The sequence below is a fragment of the Rhizobium sp. TH135 genome (assembly GCF_002855515.1).
Taxonomy (GTDB): domain Bacteria; phylum Pseudomonadota; class Alphaproteobacteria; order Rhizobiales; family Rhizobiaceae; genus Allorhizobium.
Window position 1 is genome coordinate 418,061 of record NZ_PKRP01000006.1, and the last position, 18,709, is coordinate 436,769.

The 18,709-nt window shown below is 61.7% G+C and carries 16 protein-coding genes; 7 read left to right on the forward strand and 9 right to left on the reverse strand.

The annotated features are described in order from the left end of the window. Nucleotides 1-21: 21 nt before the first annotated feature. The gene (locus C0V73_RS19645) at nt 22-1,329 is read right to left on the reverse strand and encodes a hypothetical protein (RefSeq protein ID WP_102021675.1); all 1,308 of its coding nucleotides are present in this window, start codon (nt 1,327-1,329) and stop codon (nt 22-24) included. Nucleotides 1,330-1,682: 353 nt separating this feature from the next. Here C0V73_RS19645 and C0V73_RS19650 point away from each other — a divergent pair, with 353 nt between their 5' ends. The 3 genes from C0V73_RS19650 to C0V73_RS22985 all read left to right on the forward strand — a co-directional run bounded on the left by C0V73_RS19650 (nt 1,683) and on the right by C0V73_RS22985 (nt 5,214). Continuing rightward, a complete protein-coding gene (locus C0V73_RS19650) occupies nt 1,683-2,807 on the forward strand; it encodes a GGDEF domain-containing protein (protein WP_172450236.1) in 1,125 nt (374 codons plus the stop codon). A gap of 76 nt (nt 2,808-2,883) precedes the next feature. After that, nucleotides 2,884-3,909 (forward strand): hydroxyacid dehydrogenase, encoded by a 1,026-nt coding sequence (locus tag C0V73_RS19655; protein WP_102021677.1) that lies wholly within the window; start codon nt 2,884-2,886, stop codon nt 3,907-3,909. Nucleotides 3,910-4,284: 375 nt separating this feature from the next. Next, nucleotides 4,285-5,214 (forward strand): hypothetical protein, encoded by a 930-nt coding sequence (locus tag C0V73_RS22985; protein ID WP_143708355.1) that lies wholly within the window; start codon nt 4,285-4,287, stop codon nt 5,212-5,214. A gap of 144 nt (nt 5,215-5,358) precedes the next feature. On the opposite strand, the gene C0V73_RS19670 is transcribed toward C0V73_RS22985, so the two are convergent. Further along, a complete protein-coding gene (locus C0V73_RS19670; protein ID WP_172450238.1) occupies nt 5,359-6,360 on the reverse strand; it encodes an NAD(P)H-quinone oxidoreductase in 1,002 nt (333 codons plus the stop codon). A gap of 224 nt (nt 6,361-6,584) precedes the next feature. On the opposite strand from C0V73_RS19670, the gene C0V73_RS19675 reads away from it, so the two are divergent. Then, nucleotides 6,585-8,285: a flagellin gene (locus tag C0V73_RS19675; RefSeq protein ID WP_102021680.1), complete on the forward strand. Its 1,701-nt coding sequence runs from the start codon at nt 6,585-6,587 to the stop codon at nt 8,283-8,285. A gap of 22 nt (nt 8,286-8,307) precedes the next feature. Here the strand turns inward: C0V73_RS19675 and C0V73_RS19680 are convergent, their stop codons facing one another. Beyond that, a complete protein-coding gene (locus C0V73_RS19680; protein ID WP_348627205.1) occupies nt 8,308-10,122 on the reverse strand; it encodes a GGDEF domain-containing protein in 1,815 nt (604 codons plus the stop codon). A gap of 329 nt (nt 10,123-10,451) precedes the next feature. Between C0V73_RS19680 and betI the strand changes: the two genes are divergently transcribed. Then, nucleotides 10,452-11,096: a transcriptional regulator BetI gene (gene betI / locus C0V73_RS19685; protein WP_102021682.1), complete on the forward strand. Its 645-nt coding sequence runs from the start codon at nt 10,452-10,454 to the stop codon at nt 11,094-11,096. A gap of 106 nt (nt 11,097-11,202) precedes the next feature. Further along, entirely contained in the window at nt 11,203-12,666 is a 1,464-nt protein-coding gene (gene betB / locus C0V73_RS19690) for a betaine-aldehyde dehydrogenase (RefSeq protein ID WP_102021683.1), read from the forward strand. 214 nt (nt 12,667-12,880) lie between these two features. Here betB and C0V73_RS19695 read toward each other — a convergent pair whose 3' ends face one another. Further along, a complete protein-coding gene (locus C0V73_RS19695; protein WP_102021684.1) occupies nt 12,881-13,231 on the reverse strand; it encodes a helix-turn-helix transcriptional regulator in 351 nt (116 codons plus the stop codon). Nucleotides 13,232-13,234: 3 nt separating this feature from the next. Further along, entirely contained in the window at nt 13,235-13,480 is a 246-nt protein-coding gene (locus C0V73_RS19700; RefSeq protein WP_102021685.1) for a cytotoxic translational repressor of toxin-antitoxin stability system, read from the reverse strand. 52 nt (nt 13,481-13,532) lie between these two features. On the opposite strand from C0V73_RS19700, the gene betA reads away from it, so the two are divergent. Further along, nucleotides 13,533-15,185 (forward strand): choline dehydrogenase, encoded by a 1,653-nt coding sequence (gene betA / locus C0V73_RS19705; RefSeq protein WP_102021686.1) that lies wholly within the window; start codon nt 13,533-13,535, stop codon nt 15,183-15,185. 3 nt (nt 15,186-15,188) lie between these two features. Here the strand turns inward: betA and C0V73_RS19710 are convergent, their stop codons facing one another. From C0V73_RS19710 to C0V73_RS19725, 4 genes are all read right to left on the reverse strand, one after another. Continuing rightward, the gene (locus C0V73_RS19710; protein WP_102021687.1) at nt 15,189-15,488 is read right to left on the reverse strand and encodes a type II toxin-antitoxin system RelE/ParE family toxin; all 300 of its coding nucleotides are present in this window, start codon (nt 15,486-15,488) and stop codon (nt 15,189-15,191) included. Next, the gene (locus C0V73_RS19715; protein ID WP_102021688.1) at nt 15,485-15,757 is read right to left on the reverse strand and encodes a prevent-host-death protein; all 273 of its coding nucleotides are present in this window, start codon (nt 15,755-15,757) and stop codon (nt 15,485-15,487) included. The genes C0V73_RS19710 and C0V73_RS19715 overlap by 4 nt, the downstream gene beginning before the upstream one ends. A 64-nt stretch (nt 15,758-15,821) precedes the next feature. Next, the gene (locus tag C0V73_RS19720) at nt 15,822-17,234 is read right to left on the reverse strand and encodes an AcvB/VirJ family lysyl-phosphatidylglycerol hydrolase (RefSeq protein WP_245408040.1); all 1,413 of its coding nucleotides are present in this window, start codon (nt 17,232-17,234) and stop codon (nt 15,822-15,824) included. Further along, the gene (locus C0V73_RS19725) at nt 17,231-18,553 is read right to left on the reverse strand and encodes a phosphatidylglycerol lysyltransferase domain-containing protein (RefSeq protein ID WP_245408041.1); all 1,323 of its coding nucleotides are present in this window, start codon (nt 18,551-18,553) and stop codon (nt 17,231-17,233) included. The genes C0V73_RS19720 and C0V73_RS19725 overlap by 4 nt, the downstream gene beginning before the upstream one ends. Between the last annotated feature and the right edge of the window lie 156 nt (nt 18,554-18,709).

Genomic DNA, 18,709 nt, shown 5'->3' on the forward strand with positions numbered 1-18,709 from the left:
GCTGGAAGAGCGAGGAGGGTTTCACGCCGGCGGACCCTTTCTGGGCGCCTTCGCCGACATGTCGAGGCTGGTGATATTGGAGTCCGCCCGGCTTCGCTCTTCGTCGGCTTCTGCGGCCTGCAAGGCCTGCTCCACATCGATGCCCTGGCGACCGAGCGCACGCTGCACCTCGAGAGCCTCGATCAGTTCTGCCGCCGTGATCCGCTGGGCAAAGGGCATGCGCTCCTCCTGCCGCCGGATGGCACCATGGACGACGGCGAGGATGAAGACGAGAACGGCGGGGAGCAGATCGATGGAGATTGCGCCGGCCCAGGCAGGGATGAAATCGGCGGCATAGCGCAACACGGCTTCTGCCGAAGACAGCGGCACGAAGCGGCGCTCGGCCACCGGCTCGCGGGCGAGAATATCGTCGGCCGCCTGCGACAAAACTTGAGACTGGGCCGAGACCGAGGCGCGGATCGTTTCCATGACCTGGTCCTGACGATCGGCCAGATCGGCAGCCCGTCCATCGGCCACCGGGGCGATGAAGCCGAGCGAGAGGTCTTCGGCCGCCCGCTTGACCGAGGGGGCGATCGAGGTCTGCTCCAGGGAGGTGATGACGCCCGAGAGGGCGACGACTTCCGCCGAGAATTCATCGCTGCGGGGGGCGACGGCACCCGGCGCCGAAACCAGCGTGCGCATGGTTGCCAGATGCGCCCTCCCCTGGTCGAAGAGCGTCGTGACCCGTTCGCGGGAGGCGACGATGCCGGTTTCCAGCTCGTTCAGCTGCGCGGACATCTGCGTCAGAAGCTGGACGACGCTGCCGGCACCCGTGGTACCGGTGAGCGCACCGTTCTGGCGCTCGTCTTCGGCAAGCCGCGAAAAGCGCTCCGATGTGCGCTGGATATCCGGCAACAGGCTTTGGGCGGCCAGCGCGTTTTGATGCGCCTGGTCGAGGTCGGCGGTGTAGTCCTGCACGGTCTCGGCGAGATGCTGTTCGAGCGCTGCAGAGCCCGCGAGTGCTGCCGCATTCAGCCAGCTCGACATGGCGATGATCATCGCACAGCCAAGCGCCATGACGCCGATCATCGCGCCGCGACCGGCAGCGCCGGTCACATGCGGATAGAAGCGCGCCATGTAGGACCAGAAGGCATAGATCGCCACCGACACCGAGGCCGCATAGATGATGGCGGCGAAGAAGACGGCGGTCGCCGAGCCATCCAGGAGGCTGCGGACCCCGAGATAGGTATAGACGCCGGAGGCAAGAGCGAGAACCGCAAGGGCAAAGCGGGTCATGGTTTCGACGGCCAAGACGCCGTCCTGCAAACGATGCGAAGCGCCAAGCGCCATGAAGACCTCCGACAGGATGTAAGTCTTAACAAGCTCTTAAGAAGCGGGCGGAATCAAGGCTGAGGGTGGGGATGTTCAAAGACGCTTGCTCGCGTGGCACTGGGAACAGGGGCTTCTCACGGCAGTGTTACTCGATGGGGCGATGTCGTCACGTTTGAGGTGGCGATCTCACGGTTGCCTCGCGCCACGCCCGTGCAAATTCTGACGAGATGCTGCTCCGCCGAGGAGCGCCTATTTATCAAGGTATCAGATTTTGTAGGGCGACCTGACCGAATGTTAAGCTCCCTCACCTCACTATGCTTGCAGCCATGGGCCGATCAACGGGTCCGAAACCGGTGCTTGAGAGGTTTGGAGTGCGTTACAGAGAGGCCGACGATGTGTTCACGACGCTGGTGTCGGAGCTGCACTCGACGCTGACCCCGACGACGATCATGGGGATCACCATCCTTGCCGTCGGGCTGTTCGCCTATGAAAGCCTGGGCAACACGCCGATCCTGATTGCGACGATCTGCGGAGCCATTGCATCGCTGGGCAAGATTGCCGTTTCCCTCGCTCACAGGCGCGCTGAGACCACCAAGCGCTCAACGGTTGCGGATGCCGCCCGCTGGGAGAAGGTGCAGGGCTTTTTCATCTTTCTGATTGCGGCCTGTGTGGGGACGATCGCCACGATCGCCTTCGCATCCCGGGACCTGTCGGTCCACATCCTCGCCGCATCACTGACCTTTGGATACTGCGCCGGGGTGACCGTCAGGATATCGGTCCGGCCCTTTATCGCCGCGACGACCATCTTGATTGCAGCCCTGCCGACCACAATCTCGGTCATGCTGTATGGCGATACGGTCCACTGGATCCTGGCTGCGATGTCTGCGATCTTCCTCTTCGCTGCGCTGCAGAGCGTGCTGCATGTCTATCGCACGACCACGCGGGAGATCCGCCTGCGTCTGGAGATGGAGCGTCAGGCACGCCACGATGCGCTGACAGGACTTTATAACCGCACGGCGCTGCGCGAGGCCTATTCCAGCCTTGGCCGCGCAGACGACACCCTCACCTGCGTGCATTGCTTCGATCTGGACGGGTTCAAGGAGATCAATGATCGCTTCGGTCACGCAGTCGGAGATGCGCTGCTGGCGGGGATTGCCGAGCGGCTGCGCGAGAGCCTGGAGCCGCCTGCGATCGCGGTTCGAATCGGCGGCGACGAGTTCGTCATTCTTCAACCTGATGTTCGCGATCCCGCCGAGGCGGAGAACCTGGCGCGGCAGATCCTCTCTGCGCTCGGCCGGCCCTATCGTCTTGTGGCTGAGGAGATCACCATCGGCATCAGCCTCGGCTATACGATGGCCCTTGCCGGTTCTGCGGAGTTGGACCACATGATGGCCTCGGCGGACAAGGCATCCTACCGCGCGAAGCGAAATGGCGGCGGTATCGACCGCGAACTGCCCCCCACCCTGGATCTAGGCAGATTTTCTCTGGTTGCCTGAGATGGTGGAGGCCTGCCCCGCGAGAGGCTTTTCGAGCTAAGCTTCGATCAAGCCGAGATTCTCGAGGGAGGAAACAATGCGCCGCAATATCATTCTGGTCGATCCACTGCCGAGGACACTCGATCTGATCATGGAGCCGTCCGTGAGGGCCCGGCTCGACGCGCTGGGCGAGGTGATCGTATCAGAGGATCGTCCCATGCCTGCCGAAGATGTCGACCGGTATCTTCCCGACACCGTGTTGATCTTCGGCCAGACCGACATGCCGAGGGAGCGCCTGGACAGGGCGCCACGGCTGAAGGCGATCATTAATGTCGAGTCGAATTTCCTGCCGAATATCGACTATCAGGCCTGCGTCGAGCGCGGGATCTGGGTGATCACACCGGCCTCGGCCTTCGCCTCACCGGTGGCGGAGGCAGCCCTTGCCATGGCGCTCGACCTTGCCCGGGGCATCACTGCGGCGGATCGCGACTTTCGCCAGGGTGTCGAGCGTTACGGGCTGGAGGGCAATGCCAAGACCTTCCGTTTTGCCGGAGCGCCTGTCGGGATCATCGGCTTCGGCGATCTCGGCCATGCGTTTCGCGACCTCATCCGCCCGTTCAAGAACAGGGTTCGCGTTTTCGATCCCTGGCTGCCTAAGGAGATCATCGAAGGCCAGGATTGCGAGCCGTCGACGCTCGACGAGGTGCTCAGCGAGAGCCAGATGGTCTTCGTCTTTGCGAGCGTCACCAGCGAGAACGAGGGTTTCATCGGCAGCAAAGAATTCGCGATGATGAAGCCGGGGGCGGCCTTCCTGTTGATGAGCCGGGCCGCCGTCGTCGACTTCTCGGCGATGATCGAGGCTGCCCAATCCGGCCATATCCAGGTGGCGACGGATGTGTTTCCGGAGGAGCCTGTGGCCGCCGACGATCCCGTGCGCCAGGCGTCGGGCATTCTGCTCTCGGCCCACAGGACCGGCGGCACGCGGGACGCCTTCTATGCGCTTGGATCCATGGCCGTTGCCGATGCCGAACTGATCATGAAGGGCCTTCCGCCCCGCCTCTGCCGCCGCGCCGATCCGGCAACGGCCAGCAAGATGCGGTCGAAGCCGGTGAGCGTGTCGTGACGGCAGGGCGGGGTCGTTTGGTATCTGAGGCGGGGCTTCTTCTCTCGGAGATGCCGCTTTACCCAAGCTTCAGCACGCCCCCCGATCTGCCCGAGCTTCCGATCCGCCTGCGAGCCTCGCCCCTTCGTGAGTAGTATCAGTGCATGGATGATCGATGCTACTTCGTCGCGTTCGGGCATAGGCCTGATAACTGCTCAGCCGTGCCGGAGCTGAAATGCCGCACGCCGCCCTTAGTCGATCAGACGGCAGCGACGCAACCGAAAGGATAGCTAAGAGCTCATTCACGAGCTACAATGAAGCATGGGCTTACGCAGAACACCATTTCCAGATCGCTTCGCAATCCTCCCAAGCGACCGCTACTGCTTCGGCGAGAATTTGAGCAATGGACGCTTCAACGTCGTTACAAGGTCGCGCCTGCCTAATGGTGCAGAGGCACTGGCGATTGATGTTGGCCTGCTCGCATTCGACTTCAGCCACGATCCCGAACTGGGCGGGATAACTAAAGTTCAATTTGACGGCTCTGGTGAGGTCCCAGAGGAAGTCATGGATAGCACTGCGAATATTATTCGAATTCAAAGCGCAAGAATGCGTCTCGCGACCTTCGTAACGGCATGCGTATACGGCACACATGCCCATTTGAGCAATTCGTCAATTTATGACGCGCTCTTCCCCGGTCTGGACGAAATCTTCGACTGGTGTTTGCCACGTCCAGATTTGTTCGGCATCCAAGGACATGCAGCGGCAGAGCTATTATCGCGCATCTCGGGTCGAGGTGCTTCCCGAGCACTGATACCGACCTCGCACGTCTTAGATGGGTTTGGCCTCGCCTCTCGCCTTCTAAGCGCCCGACATAGCTATCAAGCGGCTGATCCTGTATCGCTAATCGTCATGACCTATCAGGCAATGATACTGCATAATCGACAACACGCTGGAGCGAGCATCGCTTTGCAAGCGGTTGTCGCGGAAGCAGCGCTCCAGGAACTCGTCTACGCTTATGGGTTAGTCAAAGACATACCGGCTCGCTTATCGCATGCCATGCGAGCGACACCAATCTCGCGCTCTGTAGCCAAATCGATGAAGTTAAACGCCAGCATCAACTTCTTAAAGGAAGCTGGAGTGTTAGAGGCGTTCCTCGCGCAGCGACTCGACAGTTTGCGTGTTACTCGGAACGTACTGATGCATGAGGGGAAGGATGCGACACCTCAACAATCCGGAGAAGGTCTAACAGCCGTTCGTGACATTTTACACAAGTGTACGGACGAGAGAAATTTCGAGTTGAATATGGGTTGGTCCTACAGGATCTGACCGAGATCCGATCAGATACCTTTGATCTTGAATGCTAAACCTCAAGGTGAATTCAACACAATAGACATAGTTGATGGTCCGCCTCAGCTATGGCGGCGCTAGCCCAGCCATAACCAAGTGTTGATCTAGCACGAACAGCAATTCTCACCCCAGCTTCAGCACGATCTTGCCGATATGTGCGGAGCTTTCCATCAGGCGGTGCGCCTCGACGACCTCTTCGAAGGGTAGCACGGTGTGAATGACCGGGGCGACTTCGCCGCGTTCCAGGCGGGGCCAGACTTCCGTCATGAGGTCGTCACGGATGGCGCGTTTTTCTTCGGCGGTGCGCGGTCGCATGGTGGAGCCTGTCACGGTGAGGCGCTTGACCATGATCGGAGCCAGATTGGCCTTTTCCACCATGGAGCCGCCGAGGAAGGCGATGATTGAGAGGCAGCCGTCCTTGGCGAGGACCTGCAGGTTGCGGTCGAAATAGGCAGCACCGATCATGTCGAGAACGACATCGACGCCCTTGCCTTGGGTCTCTTCCTTGACGATCTCGACGAAGTCTTCGAGCTTATAATTGATGGCCCTTGCTGCGCCTAAATCCATACAGGCGGCGCATTTTTCGGCTGAGCCGGCGGTCGTGTAGACGGTGGCGCCAAAGGCCTTTGCGAGCTGGATGGCGGTGGTGCCGATACCCGAAGAGCCGCCATGGATGAGCACGGTCTCGCCTTCGGTGAGGCCCGCCATCTGGAAGAGATTGGCCCAGACGGTGAAGAAGGTTTCCGGAAGTGCTGCCGCCTTCACGGCGTCATAGCCCTTGGGGAATGGCAGGGCCTGGGAGGCAGGCACGGTGCAGTATTCGGCATAACCGCCACCGTTTGCGAGCGCACAGATGTGGTCGCCGATCTGAAAGTCGGTGACGCCTTCGCCAAGTGCTACGATCTCGCCTGCGATCTCCAGCCCGAGGATCGGGCTTGCATCCTTCGGTGGCGGATAGGCGCCCTGGCGCTGGGCGACATCCGGCCGGTTGACGCCCGCCGCCTCCACCTTCACCAGCACTTCGCCCATGCGCGGAACCGGCAGCGGTCCCTCGACGAGGCGCATGACCTCCGGGCCGCCGTGGGTGGGCAGGTCGACATGGCGCATGGTGGCGGGCAGTGACATGGGGGGAACTCCAATTGACTGGGATGATAGCTAACGCACGATACCGTCAGCAGAAATGTGGTGAATTGCCTCGGCTGGCAAGGTGATCATTTTTGGTTGCAAAGCCCAAAGCATGAAACCTCGCATAGACCGCGTTACGTTTCGTTAACCATGCGCGCACTTAAACAGATGTCACTTAGCGACGCATGATGCGTCCCCTTCTTCTCCTTCCGAGAGTCTTTTTCATGACCAGTATTCTTACGAATCTGGGCGCCATTGCTGCGCTCCAGACACTGCGGAGCGTTGCCGCAGACCTGACGGTCTCCCAGCAGCAGGCAGCCTCCGGACTCCGGGTCTCCGTCGCGGCAGACGATGCAGCCTACTGGTCTATTTCCACCACGATGCGCTCGGACAACATGGCGATTTCCGCCGTCTCCGACGCACTCGGCCTCGGCGCTGCCAAGCTCGACACCGCCTATGCCGGCACCTCCGCCATCGTCGACGTACTCGGGGAATTCAAGGCGAAACTGGTTGCCGCCAAGGAGCAGGGCGTCGACCGGGCGAAGGTCCAGGAAGAACTTTCGCAGTTGAACGCACAGGCCGAATCCATCGTGGAATCGGCGAGTTTCAGCGGTGAAAACCTGCTGAAGACGAAATCCACTCTGCCCCTGCTCGAAGAGGGGCCGATGACGACAAGCGTGGTCTCTTCCTTCGTCCGCGACGCCAGCAGCAATGTTCAGGTCAAGACCATGGATATCGACCTGAAACACTCCAGCATGCTGAACGAAGGCGGCGGTGGCGGCATCCTCCAGAAGCAGATCCACAGCGTCGGCGATATCGGCGGCTTCCGCGGAACCGGTGTCAATTCCGTCGCGCATCAGGGGCATGAGCGCCACAAGTTCACCGGTGGCGTGACCTTTGGCGCCGGCGATACCATCACCTTCGACATCAATGTCGATGGCGGGACCCATACGACGGGCAGTGACTACACACTGACGATCGACAAGGCTCTGGTGGATGCAGCGCTCGGGACCACGGACGGAAACGTGACCAGTACCGCGCAGTTGCGTGCCGTGCTACAACGGGCATTCACAGACAACGGCGTTCCGGCGACGGCTTACGAAGCCCTGTTTTCCGGCACTGGTTCCACGACACATTTCGAGATCGGATCGCTGGAAACATCCGGCCATCCGGGATCCAGCATCACCATCTCCAACGTTGGCTCCAGTTTCGCCGGAGGCTTCGCCATGGGGCTGGAGGACGCACCGGACCAGAACCACGACAACATGTATCCCGAGGCGTCGATCTCATTCACCACCGGGTTTACGGTGTCTCCCCTGGCGGAGGTCTATTTCGATGTCCAGGTCGGCCCCGGGGCCGTGACGACCTATACGATCAATCGAGGGGTCGTTGATGCGGCACTCGGCACGGTCGACGGCTATATCGGCAGCGCGGCGGATCTGGCCACCGTCATCAGCCAGGCCTCCATCGGCAGCAATCTAATGGCGGTTGCAAGCGGCGATACGATCACCTTCTCCGCCGACCAGACAGTCTACCCGGAAGCCGGCAATCGCGCTGCACGCGTCTATGTCGGCAATGTTCAGTCCAACCCACCCTATGCGCCTGATTTCGATCTGGCAGAAGTCGACATCACCCAGAACGTCCGGACCATCGACCAGTATCTGAGAGGTGTCGACCACATGGAAAAGATGGCGATCAGCAGCGCCAGCCGACTGGGCGCGCTGCAGACGCGGATCGAGATGCAGGCAGAGTTTGCAGAGCGGCTCTCCAACAGCATCGACAGCGGCGTCGGCCGCCTTGTCGATGCAGACATGAACGAGGTTTCGACCAGGCTGAAAGCCCTGCAGACCCAGCAGCAGATCGCCGTGCAGTCCCTGTCTATCGCCAACAACAACAGCGAAACATTGATGCAGCTGTTTCGCTGACCGAGGTTGAGATACGTCGAGCTCAGGCGCCGATAGAACCGAAGGAGAGACCGCCTTCATTCTCCTTCGCCTGCTTCTTCAGCTCGGCGATCTCGCCGCTGATCCGGTTGACGTCGTCGATGACGAGGCCGGAGGGGAGTTCCAGCACGCCGATCGAGCAGCGCATCAGGGGGAAATCGCGTTCCAGGCCCTGGCGGTCGAGGCCCTTGATCTGGCCGGCCTGGCGGTCGTCCTCGGAATAGAGGTCGATGACGTCGTCGTGGAAATCCGAGAGCAGCCGGTCGAGGATTTCGGTCAGTTCCTCGCGGGTCCAGTCGCTGACGCCGATGAAGAAATCATCGCCGCCGACATGGCCGAGAAAATCGCCTTCGGAGAAGAAGTAGCGGCGGAGAAGAGCGGCAAAGAGCGAGATGGCGTGGTCGCCTTGGTGGAAACCGTAGTGGTCGTTGAACGGCTTGAAGTGGTCGAAATCGCAGTAGCAGAAGAAACGCGCGCCATCGCCATCCAGCGCTGCCGAGCGCATGAAATCGCGGATAGCACGGTTGCCGGGCAGACCCGTCAGCGGGTTCTGATCCTGGGCGGTCTTCAGCTGCTTCTCGCTCATGATGCGGATCAGCGAGGCGGCGGAAACGACGCCGGCATAACGCATGTTTTCCGTCAGGATGACGCAGTCTGAGCCTTCCATATTGGCAAACATCGTCATCAGCCGCTCGGCATCGGCATCGAGGCCGACGATCGGGGCGCGGTCGACAAAATGCGAGATGGAGCGCTCATAGAGCTTGTTCTTCAACAGGTCGCGGCCGAAGGGCTGGTAGATATACTCCTTCAGATGCCGCTCGTTGATGATGCCGCGCGGCTCGCCATTGGCGTTCAGCACCGGGAAGAAGGACTGGCCGGGATTGCGACGGAAGAGATCGAAGACGTGATCGATGTTTTCGTGCTCGAAGACTGTCGGGAGCGTCTCGATCTGCTTGCGGATGAGGATTTCGTCGAGCGACTGGGTGGCGCGGCGGGCCTTGCCGACGTCCTGGAGATGGGGAAAGGCGCTCTTCAGTTCCGACACGATCGTGCTCGGGCGGGCGATATACCAGCCCTGCACGAGGTCGACGCCGAATTCGCGGCAGGCGAGGAATTCACCTTCCGTCTCGATGCCTTCGGCAATCACGCGCACGCCGAGCACATGGCAGAAGTTGACGATGTTCTTGACGAGGTGGCGCTTGCGCGGATTGCTGTCGAGGCCGGCGATGAAGTGGCGGTCGATCTTCACATAGTCGACCGGATAGTCGCAGAGCAGCTTCATCTCGCCATGGCCGACGCCGAAATCATCGATGGCAAGCTTGAAGCCGGAGCGGCGCAGGCGCTCGACCAGGGCTGCAAATTCTGGAACGCGGGTGTTGTCGAAGCGCTCGGAAAGCTCGAAGCAGACGGAGGAAGGCGGCACATGGGCCTTGCGCAGCTGGTCGAGCAGCGTATCGACCAGCGCATTGCCTTCAGGGATCAGGCGGACATCGAGATTCAGAAAGAGCGTGGCGCCGGCGCAATCGGGAAGGGTCGCAAACTTGGCGAGAGCCCGGGTGGCGACCATCTGCTCGAGTGGCAGAAGCTGGCCGGTCGCGGCCGCCTGATCGAGCAGGTCGAGCGGGCTTTCGAAGCCGATGCGGTCCTGGCCGCGCATCAGGCTTTCATGGCCGAAAACGGCGCCGGTGCCGACCTCGACGATCGGCTGGAAGGCGTTTTCGACGACGAGCTTGGCTAGCGTGACGAGCTGGTCACTGGCAAAACGCCGCAGCGCGCCCAAATCTTCCGCGACCCCCGCACCCATACGCGATACTCCCATTATGCATTTGTTTTTATGGGCGGAAATTTGGCGGACCAATCGTCAACAAAGGCTTTCCGTTGTGTGACAGCGGGATGAAAGTTTCATGGCACAACCGATCCGGTATTGGCGGCGGATCGCAGCAGAAATTGTCTGGAAAGCCCTGCGTGTCAGGCTTTGTGGACGGTTTTTCGGGACACTGCGCGCCATACTTCAGCAGATCCGAATGGGCTTCACTGCACACGGTTTACGGTTAAACGGCTGGCGCTCTCGCTACGGTGCATGTCGCAGATTTTTTATTGATTGATCAGTCAATCAAAATTATCATGGGTCAGGATAGGGGATATCACATGCCGAAGGTCGGAATAGAGCCGGTGCGCCGCAAGGCGCTCGTTGATGCCGCGTTGAAGACGATCGGCCATCACGGCTCGCTGACCGTGACCATGTCGGAGATCGCCCGCGAGGCGGGTGTGTCGGCAGCGCTCGCTCACCACTATTTCGGCTCCAAGGATCAGTTGCTGATCGAGACCATCCGCTCGCTGCTGCGCCAATTGCGCGCCGATGCGGGGGCGGCGCTGAGCGAAGCGAAGACGCCGCGCGAGCGGATCTCGGCGGTCATTCGCATCTCCTTCCAGGCCGACCAGTTCGCGCCAGAAGTCGTCGCCGCCTGGCTCGCCTTCTATTCGGAAGCGCAGCGTTCGGAAGAGGTGCGCCGACTGCTGGCGCTCTATGCCCGGCGGCTGCAGTCGAACCTGATCTCGGGACTGAAGCCGCTGTGTGGCCCCGCCGACGCGAGCCGCATTGCCGATGGCGCAGCCGCGATGATCGACGGGCTCTACATCCGGCAATCTCTCAAAGCCGCCCCGCTTTCCTTTGATGCCTCTGTCGCATTGGTCGAGGATTATGTGACGGGGCAGCTGCAAGCCGTGACCACTGAGACAATTGCCCCTCACCCTACCCCCTCCCCGCAAGCGGGAGGGAGAGCCGACCGCTAGCGCCGGAGTATCCTTCTCCCCGCCTGCTGGGAGAAGGTGCCCGAAGGGCGGATGAGGGGCCCTTAATAGCAAGATGCAAATTCGAACACCCGTCTGGAGACAGGACATGAAAGCCCAACCGCAAGCCTCCCACTTCATCGACGGGGAATATGTCGAGGATACCGACGGCACCGTCATCGAGAGCATTTATCCGGCGACCGGCGAGGTGATCGCAAGGCTGCATGCCGCGACACCTGCGATCATCGAAAAGGCGATCGCGTCCGCCAAGCGGGCGCAAAAGGAATGGGCGTCGTGGAGCCCTGCTGTGCGGGGACGCGTGTTGAAGAAGGCCGCCGAAATCATGCGCGAGCGCAATCGCGAGCTTTCCGAGCTTGAGACGCTCGACACCGGCAAGCCGATCCAGGAAACGATCGTCGCCGACCCGACTTCGGGGGCCGACAGCTTCGAATTCTTCGGCGGCATCATCGCGACCGCGATGAACGGCAGCCAGATCCCGCTCGGCGGTGACTGGGCCTATACCAAGCGCGTGCCGCTCGGCGTCGTCGTCGGCATCGGCGCCTGGAACTACCCGCAGCAGATCGCCTGCTGGAAGGGCGCACCGGCGCTTGCCGCCGGCAATGCGATCGTGTTCAAGCCGTCGGAAGTGACGCCACTCGGCGCGCTTAAGATCGCCGAGATCCTGATCGAGGCCGGCGCGCCGAAGGGCGTCTACAATGTCATCCAGGGGGATCGCGAGACCGGTCCGCTGCTCGTGTCGCATCCTGACGTCGCCAAGGTGTCGCTGACCGGCTCCGTGCCGACCGGCCGCAAGGTGGCGGGGGCGGCGGCCTCGCAGCTCAAGCACGTCACCATGGAACTCGGCGGCAAGTCGCCGATCGTCGTCTTCGACGATGCCGATATCGACAGCGCGATCTCGGGCGCGATGCTGGGCAATTTCTATTCGACCGGCCAGGTCTGCTCGAACGGCACGCGCGTCTTCGTGCACAAGGCAATCAAGGAGACGTTCTTGGCGCGGCTGAAGGCCCGCACTGAGGCCATCCTGATCGGCGATCCGCAGGACGAGGCAACCCAGATGGGGCCTATGGTCTCGCTGGCGCAGCGCGAAAAGGTCCTGTCCTATATCGACAAGGGCAAGGCAGAGGGCGCGACGCTCATCACCGGCGGCGGCATTCCGAACAGCGTCACTGGTGAAGGTTTCTACATCCAGCCGACCGTGTTTGCCGATGTCACCGACGATATGACCATCGCGCGCGAAGAGATCTTCGGGCCTGTCATGTGCGTGCTCGATTTCGAGGACGAGGCAGAGGTGATCGCGCGGGCCAACGCCACGGAATTCGGTCTGTCGGCCGGTGTTTTCACGGCGGATTTTTCGCGCGCGCATCGCGTGGTCGATCAGCTGGAAGCCGGCACGCTGTGGATCAACACCTATAATCTCTGCCCTGTGGAGATCCCCTTCGGCGGTTCGAAGCAGTCAGGCTTTGGCCGCGAGAATTCGGCAGCGGCGCTGGAGCATTATTCCGAGCTGAAGACGGTTTATGTCGGCATGGGCAAGTGCGAGGCGCCGTATTGAAATGAGCGAGGCCGTCGCGCAAGCTCACCCCCTCATCCGCCCTTCGGGCACCTTCTCCCCGCTGGGGAGAAGAGGGAGCGCGCGGCGAGTACGTCAGCTCCTCTCCCCTCGCGGAGAGGATGGCCGAGCGAAGCGGAGGCCAGGCGCAACAAGTTGCGCCGCGGGTGACGGGGCCGGGCGGTTCAGGCTTCAGACGTTCGGTCGTGACAAACGTTCACACCACGATATCGTCGAGATCGACCTTCAAGGCCGCAGCAATCCGCTTCAGCACATCGACGGAGCCGGTCTTCTTGCCGCTTTCGATCTCGGAGAGGTAGGGCTGGGAAATACCGGCGGCCTCGGCAAGCTCGGAAACGGAGAGTTTTCGGTAGGTGCGGTAGGTGCGGATGCGGCTGTCGGTTTCCCACAGCTCGTAAACGAGCTCATCCGGCCAAGTCTCCTCCCCGGCCCTAACGCGCGCGAGGATCTTCTCGGCCTCAATGCCATCGATCAGGTCTTCGTAGTCGTCCTCGGGAACGAGAACGTAGGTCTCGCCGTCGATGACGGTCTTTCGCAGCTCGCCCATGGTTCACTCCTTGTAGATGCCGCCGCGCGGCCCGACCTCGACAACGATAACCAGCATCGTCTGCTCATCGATGATGACCCTGTCATCACCGACACGAATTCTGAAAAGTGCGCTGCCCGTCAACTTCTTCACGTCAACACGCTCGCCGCGCGCGAAGGCATCGACCTTCGACCGGATTGCATCCCGTCGCTTGGGCTGCATCCGGTCCAAAACTTTGCTGGCCGCCTTGGTGTACTCCACCCTCTTCATCTCGCGATTATAGCAAATAGCTATAACTCTTCAACCACTCGGATCTGAGACCATGCATAGCGCAGACTTCGTCATCATCGGTTCCGGCTCGGCAGGGGCTGCCATGGCTTACCGCCTGTCGGAAGACGGCAAGAACACGGTCATCGTGCTGGAATTCGGCGGCTCCGATATCGGGCCCTTCGTGCAGATGCCGTCCGCCCTCGCCTATCCGATGAACATGGAGCGCTACAACTGGGGCTACATGACCGAGCCCGAGCCGCACCTCAACAATCGCCGGATGATTGCGCCGCGGGGCAAGGTGATCGGCGGGTCTTCGTCGATCAACGGCATGGTCTATGTGCGAGGCCACGCAGAGGATTTCAATCGCTGGGAAGAACTGGGCGCGACCGGCTGGGGCTATGCCGACGTGCTGCCCTATTTCAAGCGGCAGGAAAGTTCGCATGGCGGCGAAGAGGGCTGGCGCGGGACCGACGGGCCGCTGCATGTGCGGCGCGGCGAGGTGAAGAACCCGCTTTACCGCGCCTTCATCGAAGCCGGGAGGCAGGCCGGGTTCCCGGTCACCGAGGACTATAATGGCCGGCAACAGGAAGGCTTCGGCCTGATGGAACAGACGAGCTGGCAGGGGCGACGCTGGTCGACGGCGAATGCCTATCTCAAGCCGGCGCTGAAGCGGCCGAATGTTTCGCTGATCCGCTGTTATGCCCGCAAGGTTGTCATGGAAGGCACCCGCGCCGTCGGCGTCGAGGTCGAGATCGGCGGCAGAACAGAGATCGTCAGGGCGAACCGCGAGGTGATCGTTGCGGCCTCGGCCTTCAACTCGCCAAAGATCCTGATGCTGTCGGGCATTGGACCGGCTGCGCACCTGCAAGAGATGGGCATTAACGTCGTCGCCGACCGTCCGGGCGTAGGGCAGAACCTGCAGGATCACCTGGAATATTACCATCAGTTCAAGTCGAAGCTGCCGATCACGCTGCATTCGAAGAACAACTGGTTTTGGATGGGCATCGTCGGCGCGCAGTGGCTGTTCTTCAAGAAGGGCTTGGGCACGTCCAATCAGTTCGAGGCGGCGGCCTTCATCCGCTCGGCTGCGGGCGTCAAATGGCCTGACATCCAGTATCACTTCCTGCCGATCGCCATCTCCTATGACGGCAAGTCGGCGGTTGGTGGTCACGGCTTCCAAGCGCATGTCGGCTACAACATGTCGAAGTCGCGCGGTTCGGTGACGCTGCGTTCGCCTGACGTCAAGGACGCGCCGGTGCTGCGCTTCAACTATATGAGCGACCCGGAAGACTGGGTGAAGTTCCGCCATGCGGTGCGCGTCACCCGCGAGATCTTCAACCAGAAGGCCTTCGATCCCTATCGAGAGATTGAGGTGGCGCCGGGGCCGAATGTGCAGTCGGACGAGGAGATCGACGCCTATCTGCGCGAACATCTGGAAGGCGCCTATCATCCCTGCGGCACGTGCAAGATGGGCCGCGCGGATGATCCGATGGCGGTTGTCGATCCGACCACCAAGGTGATCGGCGTCGAGGGGTTGCGCGTGGCAGATTCATCGATCTTCCCGCATGTCACCTATGGAAACCTGAACGGCCCTTCGATCATGACGGGGGAGAAGGCGGCAGATCATATTCTAGGCAAGCAGCCCCTGCCCCGCAGCAATCAGGAGCCTTGGATCAACCCGCGCTGGGAAGTCAGCGACCGGTAAGGATCAGCGATAGTCGTCTTCGCGCTGGTGGCGGATGGCAGCGACGGTCAGAAGATCGTCGCTGACGATCCGGTAGAGCACGACATAACCCGTGGTTCCGAAGGCTATGACCATTTCCCTCAACGCCGGATCTCCACCCTTAGCCATTCGATGGATGAGCGGAAGCCTCTCTAACGAGGAAATTGCCGCCTGTACGGCTGTGTAGGCACGTTCCGCAAGCGCCAGGTCATACTGGACGAGATAAGTGTAAAGTCGATCAAGGTCATCCAATGCATCCTTGGTATACCTGATCTCGTAGGTCATTTGCCTTGGGCTGCCTTGGCAGCATCAAGCTTGGCTCGCATCATCGAGAGCACATCTTCCGTCGTGTACCAGACGCCCGTGCGTTCGGCCTCCTCTAGGGCAGCCAGACCTCGTGCCACGAACTCCGCCTGTTCCCGCCGATACTCCACCTCCGCCCGTGCCGAGCGGTCGATCAGATCGGCCACGGTCTCGCCTTCGCGCAACACGCTTTCGGCGGCGGCGTGGAAGTCCTCGTCGTCGAGGACTGATGGCTTGACGGTTTCGTTCATGGACTGGCTCCCTGATCTCGCGGGATCATACCGCGAAAACGGTCCGCTGATAAGGCGGTCGGGCTCAGCGGGACGTGATCCGCGCCAGGATGCGGTCTGCCACCAGTTCATAGTTCTCATCGAAATGATGGCCGCCGGGGCGGGCGATGAGTTCGAGGCCGTCCTTGACGCGGCCGGCGAGCGCCGGGCAGCCGCTGTCTTCCTCTTCGAGGCCGTAGACGCACTGAACTATGGCTGCGTCGATGGTGGCGAGATGGTCGACGGGGTCGCCATGCTTGGCCGTGCCTGCAACGCCCACCCAGCTTCGGAGCACGATCTCGAAATCGGCCTGGTGAGAGAGCGCCAGCAGCGAGAGGAGCGTGACGGCCTTGCGGTCTTCATCCGGCAGAAGGTTATAGACCTTGGGCAAGAGGTTGGCGCCGAAGGAATAGCCGATCAGCACGACTTTGGAGACGCCTAGGCGCTTGCGATAGTGGCCGATCATGGCCGAGAGGTCGGCGGCCGTCGCTTCCGGGGTCTTTTCGCTCCAGAAATAGCGTAGCGCATCGACGCCGATGACGGGCACGCCCTGTTCGTTGAGCCGGGCCGAGATGCGCTGGTCGATATCGCGCCAGCCGCCATCGCCGGAATAGAAGATAGCCACCGTGTCATGGGCGGGCGTGACGATGTCTTCCACTAGCGGCAGATCGAGAGCCACATCGTCGGGCTTCAAGCGGGCGACGAGACCGGTCGCCTCAGCCGAGAGGATGCGCGCCGGGCCACCTTCGCCTTCGGCGACCACCACATCGGGATGGCTCTCCCGAAGCGATGCCGCATGCCGCCTGGCCTCTGGATCCGCGGCGACGGAGAGGGGGATGCGGACAGGATTGGGCAGCTTTCCGGGGGAAAGGCCGTAGGCCGTGCCCTCTACCGTCTCGCGGCGCGGGGCCGGCGTGCAGAGCGGCTTTGGCAGGGCGATGGCTTCTGTCGGGTCGACGGCGACCGTTTCGCCGATCGTCTCGGCAAAGCTGCCGTTCGGGGTCTGGGCGGCGATGGCGAGTGCCAGCGCTCCGCCTTCGCCGAAACCGAGAATGCGCGGCGGGCGATAGAACTCCGCCGTATGGCTGCGATGCAATTGCCGGGTCAGGCGTTCGATATCGGCGGGCAGGAAGAGGCAATCGCGCTCGGTCTCGCGCGAGAGTGCGGCACGCCAGCTTCGCAGATCAACGCCGACACCAACCGCGCCGCCCGCAACCACGGTTTCCAGTGCTGCCTGCTCGGCCATGTCCCAGCCGTTGGCATCCGAGATGATCACAACGACGCCTGTCATGCTCCCGTCGTCGGGGGCGGTGATCCGGTCCTGCGGCAGGCTGACGATGCCATCGGCGGCAGACGAGACATCTGGCACGCCCGCGACGAGGGGCAAGACGAGGCCACAGGCGGCGAGCAGTTTTGCCATCCGGATCAGGATCGGGCTCTGGCCGCGCGGGCGCGTCATTTGCGCAAGAGGCTCTTCAGGCCGCCGCCGATCAGAAGCGTCACGTCGATCAGTGACAGGATGGGCAGCCCCTGGCCGGCAACGGCGAGATAACGCGGCTGCCAGTCCGGATCGAATTTCTCCTTGAAGGCGCGCACGCCACGGAAATTGTAGAAGCGTTCGCCGTGTTCGAAGACCTGCCGGGCAACGTGGTTCCAGGCGGGCGCACGGCGATGTCCTGAGAGCCCCGCCAGCGGCGCCATGCCAAGGTTGAGCGTGCGGAACCCCTGCCCCTTCAGCGCTTCCATGATCTTCACGAAGAGCAAATCCATCATGCCACGATGGACGCCGGGGACATGGCGCATCAGGTCGATGAAGGCATCGCCGTTCGAAGACGCGGTCATCAGGCTGGCGAAGGCAACGATTTGGCCTTCAAGGCGAATGACGGCAACAGGGCCTGCGGCAACATAGGCGCGATCGAAGGTGCCGAGCGAAAAGCCCTTTTCGCCGGCCTTGTGTGCAGAGAGCCAGGTGTCGGATACGGTCTCAAGTTCGTCCAGGACGGATGGCACGGCTTCTTGAGCCAGGAGTTCGAAGGCAAGCCCGTCGCGCTCGGCGCGGTTGATCGAGCGGCGCAGCTTCAGCCAGTCGCCACCGGCCAGCGTGAACGCGGTGAGATCAACGACCGCCTGCTCACCGAGCTTCAGCGCCTGGAGGCGCATGTCGACGGCGACCGGCAGGAAGTCGGCGGAAACCTGGTAGAACACCGGCCGGCTGCGGGTGCGGCGGGCCTCGGCGATGAATTTTTCGACCAGCGGCGCCCAGAGATGTTTGGGACCCACGGGATCAAAGAGTGCCACCAGCGAGCGACCCTGGCGGGCATACATGATGAAGCCCTGACCACAGTCAGAGAAGAGGATGCGCTTGTCGCCGAGACGGACGAGGCCGGCGCTGGCATTCTCCTGCTGCGGCAGAAGTGCTGTGGCGCGGGCGACATCGGTGGCGGCATCGTCTTCCTCTTCCCGCTTGCGGCGCGGGCTGCGCACCAGGCCACGCGAGGCGATGACACCGAGCACCATGGACAGGCCAAGCGTGCCTTCGGTTGCATCGATGCCATGGCGGGCGAGCACCAGACCCCAGCCGAATTTCAACAGGTTCTCTTCAACCAGGACCGGACCGAGCAGTGCCAGCATGGCAAGCGCGCCAAGCACCATGCCGGTGCGCGGCGCCCGCAGGACAAGCTTCGGGATCAGCGAGAGAGCGACGACAGACAGGGGCTTGGTGCGACCTGATGAAGGTGCAGGAGCCGCCGCCTCGGCATCGGACAGAGAAGAAGCCATAAACCGGACCACGAACAAAGGGAAACGGAACGCTTATTAGCGCCCATGCATGGACCGAAGCTTGTGACACCAACGGGTAAACGAGTCGGTAAGCCAACGCATAAATTGCGCAAGACACCGGATTTCTTCGTCGGTCAAGCTGACGAAACGCAAGAC

What these genes read in the sequence shown, in the direction of transcription:
- C0V73_RS19645 (WP_102021675.1), bottom strand. Translation starts at nt 1,329, where the DNA reads ATGGCGCTTGGCGCTTCGCATCGTTTGCAGGACGGCGTCTTGGCCGTC.
- C0V73_RS19655 (WP_102021677.1), top strand. Translation starts at nt 2,884, where the DNA reads ATGCGCCGCAATATCATTCTGGTCGATCCACTGCCGAGGACACTCGAT.
- C0V73_RS19670 (WP_172450238.1), bottom strand. Translation starts at nt 6,360, where the DNA reads ATGTCACTGCCCGCCACCATGCGCCATGTCGACCTGCCCACCCACGGC.
- C0V73_RS19675 (WP_102021680.1), top strand. Translation starts at nt 6,585, where the DNA reads ATGACCAGTATTCTTACGAATCTGGGCGCCATTGCTGCGCTCCAGACA.
- C0V73_RS19680 (WP_348627205.1), bottom strand. Translation starts at nt 10,122, where the DNA reads ATGGGAGTATCGCGTATGGGTGCGGGGGTCGCGGAAGATTTGGGCGCG.
- betI (WP_102021682.1), top strand. Translation starts at nt 10,452, where the DNA reads ATGCCGAAGGTCGGAATAGAGCCGGTGCGCCGCAAGGCGCTCGTTGAT.
- betB (WP_102021683.1), top strand. Translation starts at nt 11,203, where the DNA reads ATGAAAGCCCAACCGCAAGCCTCCCACTTCATCGACGGGGAATATGTC.
- C0V73_RS19695 (WP_102021684.1), bottom strand. Translation starts at nt 13,231, where the DNA reads ATGGGCGAGCTGCGAAAGACCGTCATCGACGGCGAGACCTACGTTCTC.
- C0V73_RS19700 (WP_102021685.1), bottom strand. Translation starts at nt 13,480, where the DNA reads ATGAAGAGGGTGGAGTACACCAAGGCGGCCAGCAAAGTTTTGGACCGG.
- betA (WP_102021686.1), top strand. Translation starts at nt 13,533, where the DNA reads ATGCATAGCGCAGACTTCGTCATCATCGGTTCCGGCTCGGCAGGGGCT.
- C0V73_RS19710 (WP_102021687.1), bottom strand. Translation starts at nt 15,488, where the DNA reads ATGACCTACGAGATCAGGTATACCAAGGATGCATTGGATGACCTTGAT.
- C0V73_RS19715 (WP_102021688.1), bottom strand. Translation starts at nt 15,757, where the DNA reads ATGAACGAAACCGTCAAGCCATCAGTCCTCGACGACGAGGACTTCCAC.
- C0V73_RS19720 (WP_245408040.1), bottom strand. Translation starts at nt 17,234, where the DNA reads ATGACGCGCCCGCGCGGCCAGAGCCCGATCCTGATCCGGATGGCAAAA.
- C0V73_RS19725 (WP_245408041.1), bottom strand. Translation starts at nt 18,553, where the DNA reads ATGGCTTCTTCTCTGTCCGATGCCGAGGCGGCGGCTCCTGCACCTTCA.